This is a genomic window from Methylobacterium sp. XJLW (genome assembly GCF_003254375.1).
Taxonomy (GTDB): Bacteria; Pseudomonadota; Alphaproteobacteria; order Rhizobiales; family Beijerinckiaceae; genus Methylobacterium; species Methylobacterium fujisawaense.
The window spans coordinates 1572917-1589959 of the sequence record NZ_CP016429.1 but is presented as its reverse complement, the minus strand read 5'-3'; the positions used below and the strand labels follow the sequence as shown (position 1 = coordinate 1589959).

The following is a 17043-nucleotide window of genomic DNA, read 5'->3' as shown; positions in this document are numbered from 1 at the left end:
CGCATCCCTGGACCAAATCGCGAACGGCGTCGAGGCCGTTCGCGCCGCGCCGGGACGATCCGCGCCCTTCGGGGCCCGCGGCCGGCTGCGGGGCGCCGCCGTCTCCCCGGTGGCCGCGGATCGGCACCTGTGTGATCGAGGGCCGACAGCGGCGGCGGAGCGCGACAAGCCCCCTCTCCCGCGCGGGAGAGGGTTGGGGTGAGGGATCAGGTCTTTCCGGAGAGGTCGCATCCCTATCCCTCTCCCGCACGGGAGAGGGGATCCGCGCCCGGTCCGGAGCTCCTGGCCCGGGGTGCCGCGGGCCGCCGCGCGCGCGCCGAGAGCCGCTCCGGACCGTGGCATCGCCGCTGGCGCTCCCGGGGGCTTATCGTGCTATGGCCGTGACAACTGACTCGCGGGGGCACGCGGGGCACGGCGGCACGGTGATGGCGCGGCCTCGCGGAGAGATGGTGCGGAACAGGACCATTGCGTGATCTTCTGACCGCGCTGGCGTGCGCCGTCATCCTGGTTCTCGTGGCGGCGCTCGCCGTTCCGCCCTTCGTCGACTGGCAGGCCCATCGCGCGCTCGTCGACCGGGCGCTCGCCCGGTCCCTCGGCGTCCCGGTCCGGACCGACGGCCGGATCGAGGTCCGGCTGCTGCCCTCGCCGCGGCTGCGCGTAGACCGCCTGCATCTCGGCGCCGATCCGGACCGGCCGAGCCTGGACGCCCGGTTCGTCAAGGCCGAGATCGCCCTCGCGCCGCTCCTGAAGGGCGAGTTCCGCTTCACCGAGACCCGGATCGGCCGGGCCGAGATCAAGCTCCCGGTCGCCGGCCCTGACGCCCTGAAGCTGCCGGCCGATTTCGGTGGCGCCCTGCGCGACCGCGACCTCGCGATCGAGAACCTGCAGATCCAGCAGTTCCTGGTCACCACGCAGGTGCCCGCCACCGGGCGGACCGACCAGCTCTACGTCCAGGACCTGCACCTGCAGGCGCCGGCCCTGGTCGGCCCCTGGCGGGTCGAGGGGACGAGCGGCGGCATCCCGTTCCGGGCGGTGAGCGGCACGCCGGGACCCGACGGGCGCCTCGCCGCCAAGATCTCCGGCGGCGGCGACGCGGCTCCGCGCTTCGAGGCGGATGCACGCTTTGGCCTCGCGCCGAGCGAAGCCGGCGGCTCCCTGGTCGAGGCCGAGGGCTCGGCGCGCCTCGTCGTCGGGCCGCCGACCCAGGCCGCGGGCGCCTACCTGCCCTTCTCGCTGGCCGGCACCTTCAAGGCCCGGGGTACGCAGGTGCGGTTCGAGGGCGTCGACCTCGCCATCGATCCCGGGGGCCGGAGCCTGCGGTTCGGCGGCACCGGCCGGCTCGATCTCCGCCAGTGGCGCGGCGGCCTGACCCTCGAGGCCCGCCGCCTCGACCTCGACGCCTTCCTGACCTCGGCGGAGGGCCAGAACCTGATCGGCCGCGGCCTGCCGCGCTCGGCCGGCAGCCTGCCGGCCATGCTCGATCTCGACCTCACGGTGGGCAGCGCCGTGCTCGGCGGCGAGGATTGGTCGAACCTCGCCCTCACCGGCACCTTGGAACGGGCCGGCGGCCTGCTGCTGCGCCGCCTGTCGGTGACGGGCCCGGCCGACGCCACCGTCGCGGCGAGCGGGCAGGTCGAGACGGCCCCGTTGCGTTTCACCGGCCCGGTGGCGCTCACCGCCCCCGATTCGGAGGCGTTGGGCCGCTATCTGCGCCGCCTCGGCGCCGAGGGGCCCCTCGTCGCGCTCCTCGACGGGCGCACGGTCGAGGCCGCCGCCGACCTGTCGGCCGCCGCCACCGGCCTGTCCCTGCGCAACCTGCGCCTCGGCCTCGGACCGGCGCGGATCACCGGCAACGCCCGCTACACCGCCGCCGAGGGCACCGAGCGCGGCCGCTTCGAGGCCCAGATCCGCGCCAGCGGCCTCGACATCGCCGGCCTGCCGCCCCTTGGGACGACGCTCGGGACCCTGCGCGACACCGACCTCGCCCTGACCCTGGAAGCGAAGGATGTCCGGTTCGGCGCCACGGGCTCCGGCACCGGGACGATCGCGGCGCGGATCCAGTCCGACGGCGCCGGCCTCACGGTCGACAGCCTCGACGTCACCGATCTCGCCGGCGCCAGCGCCCGGCTGTCCGGCCAGATCGGCGCGGACGGGACCGGCCGCGTCTCCGGACGGCTGAAGGCCCCGGCGGCGGCGCCGCTGCTCGGCCTGCTCGAGCGGGTCTGGGTGGGCGAGATCCGCCTGCTGCCCGCCGTCCTGCGGGACGCGCCCCTCGACCTCGCCGTCACCCTCGACCGGGCGGGCGGCGCGGCCGCGGCTTTGCGGACTCAGGCGCGGGGCAGCGCCGGCGGCGGCACCCTCGACCTGACCCTGGCGAGCCGCGGCACGCGGATCGAGGGCGGCACCGCCACGCTCACCGCGCCCCGGGCGGGGGCGTGGTTCGGCCGCACCGACATCGTTGGCCTCCAGCAGCCCGCCGAACTGCACGTGACGGCCGAGCGGCCGGACGGCCAGGCCCTCGCCCTGACGGCGAACGGCACGGTCGCGGGCCTCCGGCTCTCCACCGGCCGCCCGATCCTGGTCGGTCCCGACTTCGTGCCCACGGGCGGCGAAGTCCGGGCCGACACGGCCGATCTGGCGCCGTTCCTGACGCTCGCCGGCGCCGCGACCCTGGCCCCCGGCGCGTGGCCGGCCGACCTCACCGTCACGCTGTCGCGGCAGCAGGGCGAGGCCGCCGCCGCCATCGCCGGCACGGTCGCGGGTTCGGGGGTGAACGGGACGCTGCTGCGGGCGGCGGGCGGCGCCCTGCACGGCCGCCTCGCCCTCGACCGCCTGTCCGTGCCGCAGCTCGCCGCCGCCCTGGTGATCCCGCCGGGGGCGAACGGCACGTTCGGGCCGCCGACGGCCCATCCGGCCCTGTCCCTCGACGCCCGCGTCGCCAGCCTGGATCTCGGGCGCGGCCTCGTCGCCACGGAGGCGACGGCCGGCCTGGGCCTCACCGATGGGAACCTGATCCTGCGGGACCTGTCCGGCAAGCTCGCCGGGGGACGGCTCGCGGGTTCGGTGACGATCGCCCGCCTCGGGGCCGGCGCTGCGGTCTCCGGCTCGGGCAGCCTCGACGGTGCGGCGCTCCCGACGCTGGCCGGCGGCCCGATCGGCGGCCGCCTGAGCGCCGATCTGCGGTTCGCCGCCACGGCCGAGACCCTGCCGGGCCTCGCCGACAGCCTCTCGGGCAGCGGCGCGCTCACCCTGACCGATCTGAGCCTGCCCGCGGCCGATCCTGCGGCCCTCGGCCGGGTGCTGGCCCGGGCGGCCGAGATGGACGACCCGCTCCGCGAGGGGCGGCTCCAGGCCCTGGTCACCGAGGAACTCGCCCGGGGCGGCGGGCAGGCGCGGGGATCCGCCCGGGCCGCCGCCACCATCGTGGGCGGCGTCCTGCGGGCCGGGCCGTTCGACCTCGATCTCGGCCCGGCCCGCTGGGCCGGCACCGTCGGCTACGACCTGCGCGCCGGCCGCCTCAACGTCCGCGGCACGCTTGTGGGCGGCCCGGTCCCCCGGGGCTGGAATGCCGGCCCGCCCGCGGTCCAGTTCGGCCTGACCGGGCCCCTCGGCGCGCCGGAGCGGGTGCTGGATGTCGGCACCCTGTCGAACGGCCTCGCCGCCTTCGTGCTGCAGCGCGAGCTGGAGACGATCGAGCTGACCGAGGCCGACCAGGTGGAGCGGCAGCGCCGCCGCGCTCGGATCGAGATGGACCGGGCCCGCGCGGCGGCTCTCAAGGCCGCGGCCGAGAAGGCTGCCGCCGAGAAAGCGGCTGCGGAGAAGGCCGCCGGGGAGAAGGCCGCCGAGGAGGCGGCGAAGCGGGCCCGCAATCCGGACGAGGGGATCGCCCAACCGCCGGCTCCCGCCGAGGTCCGACCGTGAGGCCGGCCGCATCCTGAGGCAGCTCCCATCTCCGTGGGACCGGCCCCTCTGAACGCCTCAGGCGCCGCGCCCCGTCATGGCCCCGTCATGGCCCCGTCATCGCCGTCATGGGCCATGCGCCCGCACGGACGACGGCGCTCAAGCCTTCCCCACCGCCATGAGCGCGAAGGCGTAGATCAGCGCCACCTCCTCCAGCCGGTCGAACCGGCCGGCGGCGCCGCCATGGCCGGCCTCCATGTTGATCCGCAGGAGCACCGGCCCGCCGCCCGTCATGGTGGCGCGCAGCCGCGCGACCCACTTGGCCGGCTCCCAGTAGGTGACGCGCGGGTCGGTGAGCCCGCCGAGCGCCAGGATCGCCGGATAGTCCTTGGCGGCGACGTTATCGTAGGGCGAGTACGACAGGATCGTCCGGAAGGCGGCCTCGCTCTCCCCCGGGTTGCCCCATTCGGGCCATTCCGGCGGGGTCAGGGGCAGCTCCGCGTCGAGCATGGTGTTGAGCACGTCGACGAAGGGGACGTCGGCGACGATCCCGGCGAACAGCTCCGGCGCGAGGTTGGCAACCGCCCCCATCAGCATCCCGCCCGCCGATCCGCCATGGGCGACGATGCGCTTCTCGGCGGTGTAGCGCGCCGCGATCAGGGCCCGGGCGCAGGCGATGAAGTCCGTGAAGGTGTTGGGCTTCTTCTCGCGCTTGCCGTCGAGGTACCAGCGCCAGCCCTTCTCGGTGCCGCCGCGGATATGGGCGATCGCGTAGACGAAGCCGCGGTCGACGAGGCTCAGCAGGTTCGTGCGGAACGCCGCCGGCATCAGCGTGCCGTAGGAGCCGTAGCCGTAGAGCAGCAGCGGCGCGCTGCCGTCGAGGACGAGATCCCGCCGGTGCAGCAGCGAGATCGGCACCTGCGCGCCGTCGGGCGCGGTGGCGAAGAGCCGCCGGGTCACGTAGGCGGCCGGATCGTGGCCGCTCGGCACCGCCTGACGCTTGCGCAGGACCCGCGTGCGCGCCGCGCAGTCGTAATCCCAGGTCTCCGACGGGGTCGTCATCGACGCGTAGACGAAGCGGATCGTGGCCGTGTCGAAGGCGAGGCCGGCGCGCAGGCCGAGGGAATAGGCTTCCTCCTCGAAGGCGACCGTGTGCTCGGCGCCGTCGGCCAAGTCGCGCACGACGATCCGCGGCTTGGCGTTCTCGATCTCCAGACGGATCAGGTGGCCGGTGAGCAGGTGCAGGTGGCGGATCATCACCCCGGCCCGGTGCGGCACGAGGTCGGTCCAGTGGGCGCGGCCCGGATCGTCCAGCGGCGCGGTGACGATCTTGAAGTCCTCGGCGCCGTCCGCGTTGGTGCGGATGAACAGCCGGTCGCCGCGATGCTCGACCCCGTAGATCAGCAGCGGCGTGCGCGGCTCGACGAGGCGCAAGGGGGCGTCCTCCGCTTGCCGGTCGAGGAGCCGGACCTCGGAGGTCTCATGGTCGCTCACCGTCACGTCGAGGAAGGCGCCGGACTGGGTCTTGCCGATATGGACGAAGTAGCCGGCATCGGCTTCCGTGTAGACGGTCTCGTCCTCGCTCTGCCCCGTGCCGATGCGGTGCCGCATGACCTTCGCGGGTCGGTGGTTGGCGTCCACCGCCACGTACCAGAAGCTTGCCCCGTCCGCGGCCCAGACCGCCTCGCCGGAGGTCGCGTCGACCCGGTCGTCGAGATCGAGGCCGGTGGCGACGTCGCGCACCCGGATCGTGTAGAGTTCCGAGCCCTTGGTGTCGGCGCTCCAGGCGAGTCGTTCGTGGTCGTCGGAATGCACCGCGGCGGCGATCTCGAAGAACGGCAGGCCCTCGCCCTCGCGGTCGCCGTCGATGAGGATCGTCTCGTCCGGGTCCGGCCCCGTTTCGGGCACGTCGGGCGACGTGGCCGGCCGCCGGCAGATCAGCGGGTGCTGGCCGCCCGCGCGATGGCGGGTGTAGTAGGCGAAGGGCCCGTCCGGCTCCGGGACGCCGCTCTCGTCCTCCTGGATGCGCCCGCGCATTTCGGCGACCAGCTGCCGCCGCAGCTCCGTGCTCCCGGCGAGCGCCTGTTCGGCGAAGGCGTTCTCGGCCTTCAGGTAGGCGGCGATGTCGTCGGGCAGCGCCGACGGGTCCTTGAGGACCGTCTGCCAGTTCTCGGCCTTCAGCCAAGCGTAATCGTCGGTGATCTCATGCCCGTGGACGCTGAAGCGTCGCGGCCGGACCTCGGCGACCGGCGCGCCGGACCGGTGAGCGAGCAAGCCGTGGCCGATCTCCGTCATTGTCTCTCCCGTCGGGTCCCGTCACGTTCGGGTGACGGGATGTGTCCCGCCCGGCGCCGGGATGCAAGGCACCCGGGGCGCAGGGCGGCAGGGCGAGGGCTGTGTTGCGGGGCAGAACGGCGCGGTAATCCCGGGATCTGCGTCACCCCGCCGTCCAGGGGCATCCGGGCCGGGCGCACCGCGCCCGGGGTCTGAACGCCATCGGCTCGGCCGTCCGAGCGGCAGAGAGCCGCCGAGAGAGCCGCCGAGAGAGCCGCCGCGCCCCGCGGCGTCGCATCCGCGGGGCGATCTCCATCCACCGTCGTCCGTTCAGCGGCTCTTCTTGTAGAGCTTGCTCGCGATCTCGAAGATCTCCTGGGGCGCGTAGTTGGGCGCGAATGCCCCGTAATTGCCGTCGAGCTCGGGGATCTTGCCACCCTCGGGCAGACCGTCCACCACTTCCAGGTTGCCAGGCGGATCGCCGGGCAGCGCTACCTCGTCGTTCGACCACACGCCCGCCGCTTCCTTGTAGTCGTCGGGGCTGAACCGGTAGAGGCGCCGGTGCGAGCCCTCCTGCAGGTATTTCTGGCATTCCGGTATCTTGTCGAGGACGATGTTCGGCGTGGGCAGCATCTTCTCGATCTCGACGCCGGTGAGCTTCTTGAGCGCCAGCGCGTAGGCGTGGGCGTGGACCGAGCCGCGCACCAGGAGATAGCCGCAGACCTCGCGACCGGTCGGGTCCGTCAGGGTCTCGTAGACGCGCAGCTTGTGCAGGCGGGCGCCGCACTCCAAGTGGAAGTTGTGCAGCAGGTCGATGATGATGTTGCCCGTGGTCGTGACCATGTCGACGTTCCACGACTGGGCGTTCGAGTTGACAGGTGTCGCGCCGCCGCCGTTCGACAGGAAGCTGCCGGCCAGCCGGATGTCCTGCATGTCGTGGAAGGGGGCCTTGGAGACGTCGACCTCCTCGGTGTCGTCACCCGGACCGTTGTTCAGCATGGCGATGCCGGTTGAGACCAGCTCGACATGCCCGAGTTCCTCCGCGAAGATGCTCGATACCAGGCTGTAGAAAGGGCGCAGCTTCGACTTGTTGCGAAAGTTGAAGCTTTGGAACATGTAGTTTCCGAGCGTCGACATCTCGCCGTATTTTCCGCCGAGCAGCTCCTGCAGGGCGGCAGCGGCGTTGGGATCGGGCTTCTTCGGCTGGGGCAGTTCAGCCTGAAGGCGGTCGAGCTTCATGAACATGCGAGCAGCTCCGTTTGCGCGGTGTGCGCAAGATGGCATCTGTTCGGGCGGATGATTGTTCCTGTCGCCTCGCAGATCGACAGGTGCAGGATCTGGCAATTACGCCAGGCGGGATTACGAATTCCGCCTCGATACGGTGGCAGCTGAGAAGCAGCCCGTCGCATATCCATCCGCACCGGCCGGCCCGCTTTCGCCCCCTTTCGGCCGTGCGGAACGCCGTCGCCGCTTCCGGGGCGCGGCCCCTTGTTCCGGGGCGCGGCCCCTTGTCGGCCAGCCGGCAGCTTCGGCTTGGAACGGGGCGCGGCCCCTGGCGCGTCGCGCCGAAGGGGGCATCCGCCTCCGACCCATGCCGGCCGCCGGGACGGCCGTCGGCCGAGCCCGAAAGCAGCCCCGCATCCGTCAACTTCGGCTCGCGGTGGAAAGCGGCCGCCAGGTGCCGTTCCACACCCGGAATTGCAGACATCACGTTCTGAGCGGACGCTTCGCCCTTCCCGTGAGAGGGTAGATCGGCCCCGATCGCCGAGGCATTCGCGATCGGGCCGGTCCCCATCACCGCCGTATCACGCGCCGGGATTACTGACGGTCGTCCAGCTCCGGCACGCCGCTGCTGCGATCGGCGTAGGCCGCTCGAAACGCCGGGCGCTCCTGCCATCGCCGCCAGAAGGCATCGAGGTGCTCGAACCGCTCGTCCAGCGGCGTGGCGCAGACGGGGAATTTCGAGAAAGCCACCGCCGTCGCCAGCGTGATGTCCGAGAAGGTCGGCGCATCCCCGCCCAACATCCAGGCGCGGCCGTCCGACAGGTGCCGGTCCACGAGCCCCGCGTGAGCCAGCGCCTCCTTGCGGCAGTGCTCACCCCAGGCCGGATTGTGCGTCAGTTCGAGCTTCGGACCCAGCCCACGGTGCAGGACGTGGAACATCGTGGTGATGCGATAGAGGATGTGGACCCAGATGCGGCTGTCCCACATCGCGTCCAGGCCCTGAGCCATTGGGGTTTCGCCCAGGATGCGGCGGCCGGGGAAGGCTTGGTCGAGGTAGCGCACGATGGCGGTCGTCTCGGACAGGATCTCGCCGTCGGCGAGGCGTAGGGTCGGCGTCTCGCCCCAGGGATTCATCTTGAGGTGTTGCCATCCCCGCTGCTCTCCACCGGGGGCCATGTCGTAGATGACCTCATCGAACTGATTGGCGATGCCCTTCTCGTGCAGAAAGAGGCGCACGCGCTGGGGGTTGGGGAAGGCCGAGGGCGAGGTGAAGAGGCGGGGCTTGTCCGTCATCGTAGCGTCCTCCACGGGCACCTACCGTGCGTCAGGTAGGTGCGGTCGGAATAGGAGCTTCACGCATGGCCTGTCAAAGCCTATCTGGCGTCAGGTAGCAGGGGGCCGAGATGAGTGGCGTCACGATGCGGGACCGGATCATGGAGGCCGCGCGGCTGACCGTGCAGGATCTCGGATACAGCGGACTCAGCTTCCGTGAGCTCGCCAAAACGGTCGGGATCAAGAGCGCCAGCATCCACTACTACTTTCCGACGAAGGGGGCGTTGGTCGAGGCGATCGTGAGGCGCTACATCGATCGCTACGAGCGCTACCTCGACGAGGTCCTGAACGACGCCACGGACCGCACGACCGTGATGCGGCGGTACACCGACGTGTTCCGGGACACGTTGCTGAACGGCAATCGCATGTGTTTGGCCGGGATGCTGGCGGCGGAACGGAACGACCTCCCTGCCGAGGTCCGGACCGAAGTCGTCCGGTGGGGCGAGATGAACGAGCGCTGGATCGCGCGGGTGCTGGCCCCGGGGGAGGGGGATGCCCCGGAGGAGATCCGGCGGCGGGCGAAGGCCATCTTCGCGGCGGTATCGGGCGCGCAGATGATCGCGCACGGCCGGGACGAAGTCGCCCACTACACCGATGTCATTGCGGCTTACCGGGAGAGCGGCCTTATCCCGTGACTTGGGTCGCGTATTCTATGACGGGACGCGCCGAGGGGCCGGGGTGGGGCGTCAGCGAGAGGCAAGGCGAGGTCCGCGTCGATGCGTTGCCGTTCGAAAGCGGAGCAGCTGAGATCCACCCAAAGCGGCTATTGCCCTCCCGGCCCGAGTCGGACGTCCGATAGATCTCCGATCTCCCGAGGAGCTGTTCGTCGGCCGTGCGACGAACCCGGCGGGGTGCGCGGGCGGCATCACGCGGCACAACAAGGGTGAACGGCGTCACCTTTGTCCGCGAAGGCGTGGGTGGAGCCTCGCTGCGCGTTTGCCCTGGCCGCGATCAAAAGCTGTAACCGACACGCAGTCGCATCTGATGACGGTCGAAGCTGGACAAATCGAGCGGACCGGGCTCACCCGCCGACGAGCTATGCGGGAGATTGGGTGACGACGGTGTGTTGAAGGCGGCGTATCGAGGCGGGTGTCGAAGCCTGCCAGAACCTCTCAGCGAGAGCGATACGCCATGGAGACACCTACCAACATCGTCCGGCTTCGTCAGCCCGAAGACCTCGACGATCCCCTGACCGAGGTGCTGCGCGCCGGGCCCGCCGCCTGCTCGCCCAAGCTGTTGAGATGGAGGCGGACGCGTTCCTGAGCGCGATGCAGGATCTGCGGCTTCCGGACGGACGCGCGCGGCTGGTGCGGCACGGCCATGGGCCGGAGCGGGCGATCCAGACCGGCATCGGCCCGGTGCCGGTGGCGCGGGTTCGTGTCCGAGATCGCGGCGCGAGCGGATCTGAGGACCGGGTTCGGTTCACCTCGACGCTCCTGCCGAAGTGGGCGCGGCGCACCCGCAGCCTGGATGCGTTACTGCCGGTCCTGTACCTACGCGGTGTCTCGACCGGCGACTTCCAGGAGGCGCTGGCCGCCCTTCTGGGTCGGGATGCTCCGAACCTCTCGCCGGCCGTCATTGCCCGGCTGACCGCGGCCTGGGCGGACGAGTATGCCCGCTGGCAGGGCCGCGATCTCTCCGCACGCCGCTACGTCTATGTCTGGGCCGACGGCGTCTACCTGCAGGCCCGGATGGAGGACCAGGCCGAGTGCATGCTCGTGCTGATCGGCGCGACGCCCGAGGGCCGGAAAGAACTCGTCGGCTTCCAGGTGGGCGTGCGCGAGAGCGCCCAGAGCTGGCGCGAGCTGCTCGTCGACGTGAAGCGGCGTGGGCTGTCGATCGCGCCCGAGATCGCGGTCGGCGACGGCGCACTCGGCTTCTGGCAGGCCCTGGACGAGGTCTTTCCGGGCACCGCTCACCAACGGTGTTGGGTTCACAAAGCGGCCAACGTCCTCGACAAGGTGCCGAAGTCCGTTCAGGGCGCGATGAAGGTGGATCTGCGTGAGATCCACGGTGCGCCGACCCGGGCGGCGGCCGAGGCGGCGCTGGCTGTCTTCGTCGAGAAGTACGGGGCCAAGTACCCGCGCGCCGCCACCTGCCTGACCAAGGACCGGGAGGCGCTGCTGGCGTTCTACGACTTCCCGGCCGAGCACTGGGACCACCTGCGCAGCTCGAACCCGATCGAGAGCGTGTTCGCCACGGTGCGGCATCGGACCGTGCGGACCAAAGGTGCACTCTCGGCCACGACCGCCAAGCTGATGGTGTTCAAGCTGGTGATGGCGGCCTCGAAAACCTGGCGACGGTTGAAGGGCGAAAACCAGTTGCCGAAGGTCGTGGCCGGCGTCATCTTCCGCGACGGGACCGAGGTCACCGCGAGCCCAGATCACCGCGCCGCCTGACCGCCTCCGTCACCTAAAATCCTGCATAGCTCCCCGCCGACTGCCCGGCGATCTGGAAGCTCCAGGTGAATGAGGCCCAGGCATGCGGCGACAGGGTCACATAGGCCGTAGGCCCGAGATACGCGGCCTGACCCGCGAGCCGGTCCAGCGTCAGGCCATCATAGGTCCAGGCATAACGGACCTCGCCGCCGAGGAAGTAACCCGGTTGCACGCGGTAGGCCAAGGCGCCGGCGACCTCGACGCCTGACCCAGCCACGCGCGCGTCCGTCGCGTTCATCCGGACCGATGAGAATGCGAAGCCGACGTTGACCGCAGCGATCAGCATGTCAGGGATGACCTCGCGGTCGGCCAAAAGCCCGACCTCGGTGCCGAAGCTGCTGGCCGGTGCGCCTGATCCCCCGTCTACGGTCCCGTATCCCGGCACGAGGTTGAGGGTCAGGCCGAAGGGCGCGGTGCGGCGGTCCAGCAGACGCAGACGGGTTTCGAGGAAGCCGCCGTTGAACCCGCCCGTGGTCCGGGTCGGGTCGCCGGGCACGCCGATATCGTAGGCGTTGAAGGTGATCCCCGGCGCCAGGCGGAAGTCGCGGGTGAGTGGGACCTTCAGAGCGAGCCCGCTGTCGACGGCCAGGAAACGGCCCAGGCGCTTGCCCAGGCGCCCGCTCGTCTCCCATTCCAGCTCGACTTCCCCGGGTACGCCGAGGTCGCTGCCTTCCGTGAACCCGAACAGATGCTCGCTGTCGAGGTCACCGGGCGTCAGGTTCTCGGCGGCGGTGGGAAGGGTCTGCGCAAGCGCCGGTGCCGTGAGCTGCCCGAGCATCACCGCGAGCCCGCACAGGAGGGGGCCTGACACCGGCGACCGATGTCGGGCGGACGTCTGCCGCATAGCCATGACCCATCATTATAGCCTGTGCTATATGTATTAGGCGTTGCGATGACGGGCCGTCAACAGCCAAGGCTCACGGAGAGGGGCGGCCCGGCTCACGTGCCTTGCCGCCGTCCGATGCCTTTCATTCAGGCGGTCCCGGACAGGTGCGAGGTTCGTCGGCCGGGGGGAGCGCGACGTCTGCTGCGCCGGCGGGATTGCCGAACGCGGACCGATTCTCAGTGGCCCGGCGCGAAGCTCTTCACGGACAGGAGATCGAGGGGCCGGATGTCGGGCGGGCTCTCCAGCATGTCGTGCTGCAGCGTTCGCAATGATTTGACGATCTGACCGTGGATGTGATCCTCCCGTCCCTCATGACTGAGGAACGTGTCGTAGATGCCGTAGGTCAGGTCGTCGATCTGGAAGGCGTACCAGGTTATCGTGCCCGCCTCATCCTCGGCGAATTGCTGCATGTCATGCAGCCACGTTTCCAGCTGCTCCTTCGTCTCCGGCTTTGCCTTGAGCGTGACCAGAAGGCCGACGTTGCGGGGTGAGGTGCGCAGCGTAACCGGGCCCGCGCTGCGCCGAGCCGACGCCTGGGCCGCGCCAACCTTGAAGGCCGCGCCGGGATGATCGTCGCGCAGGCGGCTCTGACCGTAGACCCGCTCCCGGGCTGTCTGAGGACGGGCGGGTCGATCCTCCGGGATCAGGCCGCGGCGGCGAAGCTCCGGGGTGATCAGATCCCGAAAATCTTCGAACGTGCCGTAATTCGTCACCCGGGCGATGTTGAATCCATCGACGTCGGCGACGTCGAGCCATTCTTCCAGATGATCGACGATCGTCCTGGGGGACCCGACACAGCTCGCGCTCATCCCGCCCACGCAGAGCCACTCGGCGAGCCGCCGCGGCGTCCAGACGAGTTCGCTGTCCACGCGCGTCAGCATATCGCTGAAGGCCCGGATGCCGTCCCCCTGGAACTGATCGAGGGGCTTGTCCGGATCCGCGCCGGAGAGGTCGATGCCGGTCCAGCCGCCCCAGAGCGCCAGGGCCGCATCGACCTGCGCGCGCGACTTGATCAACGCCAGCTTCTCCTGGGCGGCTGCATCGGTCTCCGCCACGATCGGCGTCAGCATGATGATGATCTTCAGGCTGCGCGGATCGCGGCCCTGCTCCGCCGCCAGCATCCGATACTGATCGACGACGGTGCGAGTGTCCTTGGGATTGGTGCCGATGAGGAAGACCGCCTCGGCGTGGCGCGCGGCGAACTTCCGTCCCCGGGCGGAGGCGCCGGCCTGGAACAGGAAGGGCGTGCGCTGCGGGGAGGGCTCGCACAGATGTGCGCCCGGGACCTTGTAGTATTTGCCGGCGTGCCGAATGTCGTGAACCTTGGAGGGGTCGGTGTAGAGGCCGGTCTCGACATCGCGCCGCACCGCGTCGTCCTCCCAGGAGCCTTCCCACAATTTGTAGCAGACTTCCATGAACTCATCGGCCATGTTGTAGCGCTCGTCATGGGCGATTTGCGTGTCGAGTCCGAGATTGACGGCCGCACTCTGCTGGTAAGACGTCACGATATTCCAGGCGACACGACCTTTCGTCAGATGATCCAAGGTGGTCATCGTCTTCGCGAACTTGTAGGGCAGCTCGTAGGTCAGCGAGACGGTGGCCCCGAAGCTCAGATGGGTCGTGGCTGCCGACATGGCCGCGATGGTCATGAGCGGATCGCCGACCGGCGCCTGCGCGGCCGTACGCAGCGCCGCATCGCGGTTGCCGCCATAGACATCGTAGAAGCCGAGCACGTCGGCGATGAAGAGCGCATCGAACCCGCCCTGCTCCAGCACGCGGGCCAGCTCGATCCAGTATTCAATATCCTTGTAATTGTGCGTCTGGTCTCCCGGATACCGCCACATGCCCGGGTTCTGATGGACGACGCAGTGCATGTCGAAGGCACTGAGGAAGATGTGCGGTCGCGTCGCTCGCTGATCGATCAGCATAATTCTATCCATCGGCCGGAAGAAGGGCGGTGTCGCGGACGGAAGCCGCGCGCGTCTTTGAGGCGGGTCTTGCGACGCTAGATCTTGGACGCGAGGATCGAGATGGCCCGAAAGTCTGGCGGGCCGACGAGGATTTCCTCGCCGATGCGGCTCAGCAAGCGGCCGACCTCCCCATCCAGATGGGACTTGCGTGCGTCCTCGTCGAAGAACGTGTCGAAGATGCCGAAGCGCGTCTCCGAGATGCGGTAGGCGTACCACGTCGCGGTGCCGCCCTCGCGGATGGCGGTCGTGAAGGCGGCGTGGAGCGTCTGCGCGACCTGCTCCTGCTGCCCGTTCTTCGCCTCCAGGGTTACGACGAGACCGTGGGTCGGCCCACGATGCGCTCCGGCAGCCGAGGCTCTGTCGGAGGGAGACGCGGGTTGACGGGTCATGGCGTGGCCCTCCGGCAAGGCTATCGTGCGTGTGCGATCACAATCGACTGGTCTCTGAGTGAGATCGTTTCGCAGTAAGTCCGATTTGATCGGCCTTCCGCTTCTTACATTAGGGAAAGTATTGCAATACGGACCGCGGCATTAAGATTTAAATTTTGCATGTCGGCGGGCGGGATAAAAGACTGCTCTTCAAACGGCCACGGGGGCAAAAGAACGTGCTACGCCGCTGTCGGGCGGGTGCGACGATGCGGATTCCTGCGCCGGTCCCGCAGGCGCCACCCGCGTCGGGCATCGCGACAGCCGGCTCGGGGTGGCGGGCTGGCCGTCGCGACGCCGGCATGGGTGGGGCGGTTGTCGAACCGAGGCCTGCCCGCCGACCAGCCGAGACGGGTGGCTGTCGTGTGGGCCTGCGTCCCGTCCGACGGGGCAGGCGGAGCGCCCCGAACCGAGCCAGGACCTCACGGACGGCTCGGGAAGGGATGTCGGGCCGGCTCAGAGCCGACTGATACCTTCGGATCGTGTTCGGCTAGATGCGGACGATGGAAATCCATCCGGCGCTGACTTCCTGCCTCCGGCACTTTCGACCGCATGATACGGCCTTGGTTACGCCAAATGTCGGTCTCGATCAGGAAGATGACACGCGATTATCGTGTCGTAGAATTTAGTATTGATATTTGATATTTTCATTCGCATTTTGATATTTTAAGGGAAAATTTAAGATCGATCGCTATTTTCGTCGGTGTAGATGTCGGGGCTGCGCTCGGGCCATGAGAATTTGGTTCTCCAGACTTTCGATCAAGCACCGCCTTGTCGGCGTCCTGGGCCTGCTCATCGGCTGTCTGCTTCTCGTCGACGGCCTGGGTCTCCACGCGGTCGGCACCCTCGCCGATGACCAAGCCCACCTCGGCACCAACACGTTGCCGAGCGTCCGATATGCCGGCGAACTGCGCGGCGACGTCATCGATGTGCGCGTCAGCGTCGTCAACCACATCCTCTACACCGACGCTGCCCGCATGCAGGCCGAGGAGGCCGCCCTGTCAAAGAAGACAGAGGCCACGGCCGCGGCGATGCGCAACTTCGCGCCGCTGATCGGCGACGCGCGCGAGCGTGAACTCTTCGACGGGTTCCGCCGTGAATGGCAGAGCTATCTCGCGGCGATCCCCGCCGTGCTCGAATACTCGCGGACCGGGCATAAGGACTTGGCGCTGCGCGAGAGCCTCGTCGGCGTCCGCCCGCACATCAAGGCGGCCTCCCAGGCTCTCGAAGAGATCGTGGCCCTCAACAATGCCAAGGGCGAGAACGCCGTGGCGCAGGGGGTTGCGACCGCGTCCAAGGCCAAGCGGCTCATGCTCGCCATCGGCGCCTTGGCGCTCGTGGTCGCCACCATCCTCGGAACCCTGATCGTGCGGAGCATCGCCGCCCGTGTCCGGGCCGTGCTGGAACCGATGCGGCAGTTGGCGGCTGGGGATCTCGCCGTCGCGATCCCGCACCAGGGCGAGGCGAACGAGATCGGCCAGATCGCCGACGCCGTGCAGGTGTTCAAGGAGGCCGGGATCGAGGCTCGGCGGCTGGCCGCGCTGCAGGCCGAGGCCGATGCCGCCAAGATGCGCCGGGCCGAACTCCTCGACCGCATCACGCGTGATTTCGAGCGGGAGGCGGGTGCGCTCACGGGCGAGCTGACCGCGGCTGCAACCGAGATGGAGGCGACCGCCGCATCGATGACGGAGATCGCGGCGCAGACCAATACGCTCGCGGTCAGCGTCGCGGTTGCCGCCGAACAAACGTCCGGCAACGTGCAGCAGGTTGCGAGCGCGACCGACGAGATGGCGGCCTCCGTCCAGGAGATCAGCGGACAGGTGACGCATTCGGTCGCGATCGCCGGCACGGCCATCGCGCGCGCCCAGGAGACGGGCACCATCATTCAGGAGCTGTCCGACAGCGCCGACCGGATCGGCGTTGCGGCGGGCCTGATCTCGGGCGTGGCGAGCCAGACCAATCTGCTCGCCCTCAACGCCACCATCGAGGCGGCCCGCGCGGGGGAGGCCGGGCGCGGCTTCGCCGTGGTGGCCGCGGAGGTCAAGACACTGGCCGAGCAGACAGCCCGGGCGACGCAAGAGATCAGCGCCCGGATCGGTGCGATCCAGTCCGCCACGCGCGGCGCGGTCGAGGCGGTCCAGGGCGTGAGCCGCACGATCGACGACATGTCCGGCATCGCCACCCACATCGCCTCGGCGATCGAGGAACAGGGCGCGGCCACGCGCGAGATCGCGCGGAACGTCCAGGAGGCCGCACACGGGACCCGGCAGGTCACGGATCACATCGGATCGGTGCGCGAGGGCGCCGGCGAAACAGGATCGGCTGCGACGCAGGTTCTCGGTGCCGCGCGCACCCTCGCCGTCCGGTCCGATGGGCTGAGCCGAGCCGTCCGCAAATTCCTGGACGAGGTCCGCGCCGCTTAGTGGGGGAGGGGCCGCGGGGATCGACGCCCGTCTGCCACGCCGATGCCGGTCCACCTCAGACGCCCTGGCACGCCCCGCCGTCTCAACCGTCCCGCGGCAGGGGGAGGCCGGTAAGGCGGCTGTGATCGTTCGCCCAAACGGTATCCTGCGGTCAGGCGCGACCTCCAGGCG

9 protein-coding genes and 1 pseudogene are annotated in these 17043 nt (G+C 69.8%); 4 read left to right on the top strand and 6 right to left on the bottom strand.

The window, feature by feature from the left end; all coding sequences use genetic code 11:
* The first annotated feature begins 465 nt into the window (after positions 1 to 465).
* Positions 466 to 3921, top strand: a complete 3456-nt coding sequence (locus A3862_RS07315) for an AsmA-like C-terminal region-containing protein (protein ID WP_111473461.1) — start codon at positions 466 to 468, stop codon at positions 3919 to 3921.
* Between the two features lie 138 nt (positions 3922 to 4059).
* On the opposite strand, the gene A3862_RS07310 is transcribed toward A3862_RS07315, so the two are convergent.
* The 3 genes from A3862_RS07310 to A3862_RS07300 all read right to left on the bottom strand — a co-directional run bounded on the left by A3862_RS07310 (position 4060) and on the right by A3862_RS07300 (position 8691).
* A complete protein-coding gene (locus A3862_RS07310) occupies positions 4060 to 6195 on the bottom strand; it encodes a S9 family peptidase (protein WP_043388945.1) in 2136 nt (711 codons plus the stop codon).
* 309 nt (positions 6196 to 6504) lie between these two features.
* Complete coding sequence (locus A3862_RS07305) at positions 6505 to 7419, bottom strand: manganese catalase family protein (protein WP_043355261.1); 915 nt, start codon at positions 7417 to 7419, stop codon at positions 6505 to 6507.
* Between the two features lie 573 nt (positions 7420 to 7992).
* A complete protein-coding gene (locus A3862_RS07300; protein ID WP_043388943.1) occupies positions 7993 to 8691 on the bottom strand; it encodes a glutathione S-transferase family protein in 699 nt (232 codons plus the stop codon).
* A 110-nt stretch (positions 8692 to 8801) separates the two neighbouring features.
* On the opposite strand from A3862_RS07300, the gene A3862_RS07295 reads away from it, so the two are divergent.
* Positions 8802 to 9365, top strand: coding sequence for a TetR/AcrR family transcriptional regulator (locus A3862_RS07295; RefSeq protein ID WP_043388941.1), 564 nt, complete (start codon positions 8802 to 8804; stop codon positions 9363 to 9365).
* A 496-nt stretch (positions 9366 to 9861) separates the two neighbouring features.
* Positions 9862 to 11129, top strand: a pseudogene (locus A3862_RS07290) (IS256-like element ISMex3 family transposase).
* A 13-nt stretch (positions 11130 to 11142) separates the two neighbouring features.
* Here A3862_RS07290 and A3862_RS07285 read toward each other — a convergent pair.
* From A3862_RS07285 to A3862_RS07275, 3 genes are all read right to left on the bottom strand, one after another.
* Positions 11143 to 11979 carry a hypothetical protein gene (locus A3862_RS07285; RefSeq protein WP_236961839.1) on the bottom strand — a complete coding sequence of 279 codons (837 nt, stop codon included), beginning with the start codon at positions 11977 to 11979 and terminating at the stop codon, positions 11143 to 11145.
* Positions 11980 to 12230: 251 nt separating this feature from the next.
* Positions 12231 to 13982 (bottom strand): LLM class flavin-dependent oxidoreductase, encoded by a 1752-nt coding sequence (locus tag A3862_RS07280; protein ID WP_043388937.1) that lies wholly within the window; start codon positions 13980 to 13982, stop codon positions 12231 to 12233.
* A gap of 77 nt (positions 13983 to 14059) precedes the next feature.
* Entirely contained in the window at positions 14060 to 14413 is a 354-nt protein-coding gene (locus tag A3862_RS07275; RefSeq protein ID WP_051976024.1) for a putative quinol monooxygenase, read from the bottom strand.
* 767 nt (positions 14414 to 15180) lie between these two features.
* Between A3862_RS07275 and A3862_RS07270 the strand changes: the two genes are divergently transcribed.
* Entirely contained in the window at positions 15181 to 16872 is a 1692-nt protein-coding gene (locus A3862_RS07270) for a methyl-accepting chemotaxis protein (RefSeq protein WP_043760102.1), read from the top strand.
* The last annotated feature ends 171 nt before the right edge of the window (positions 16873 to 17043 follow it).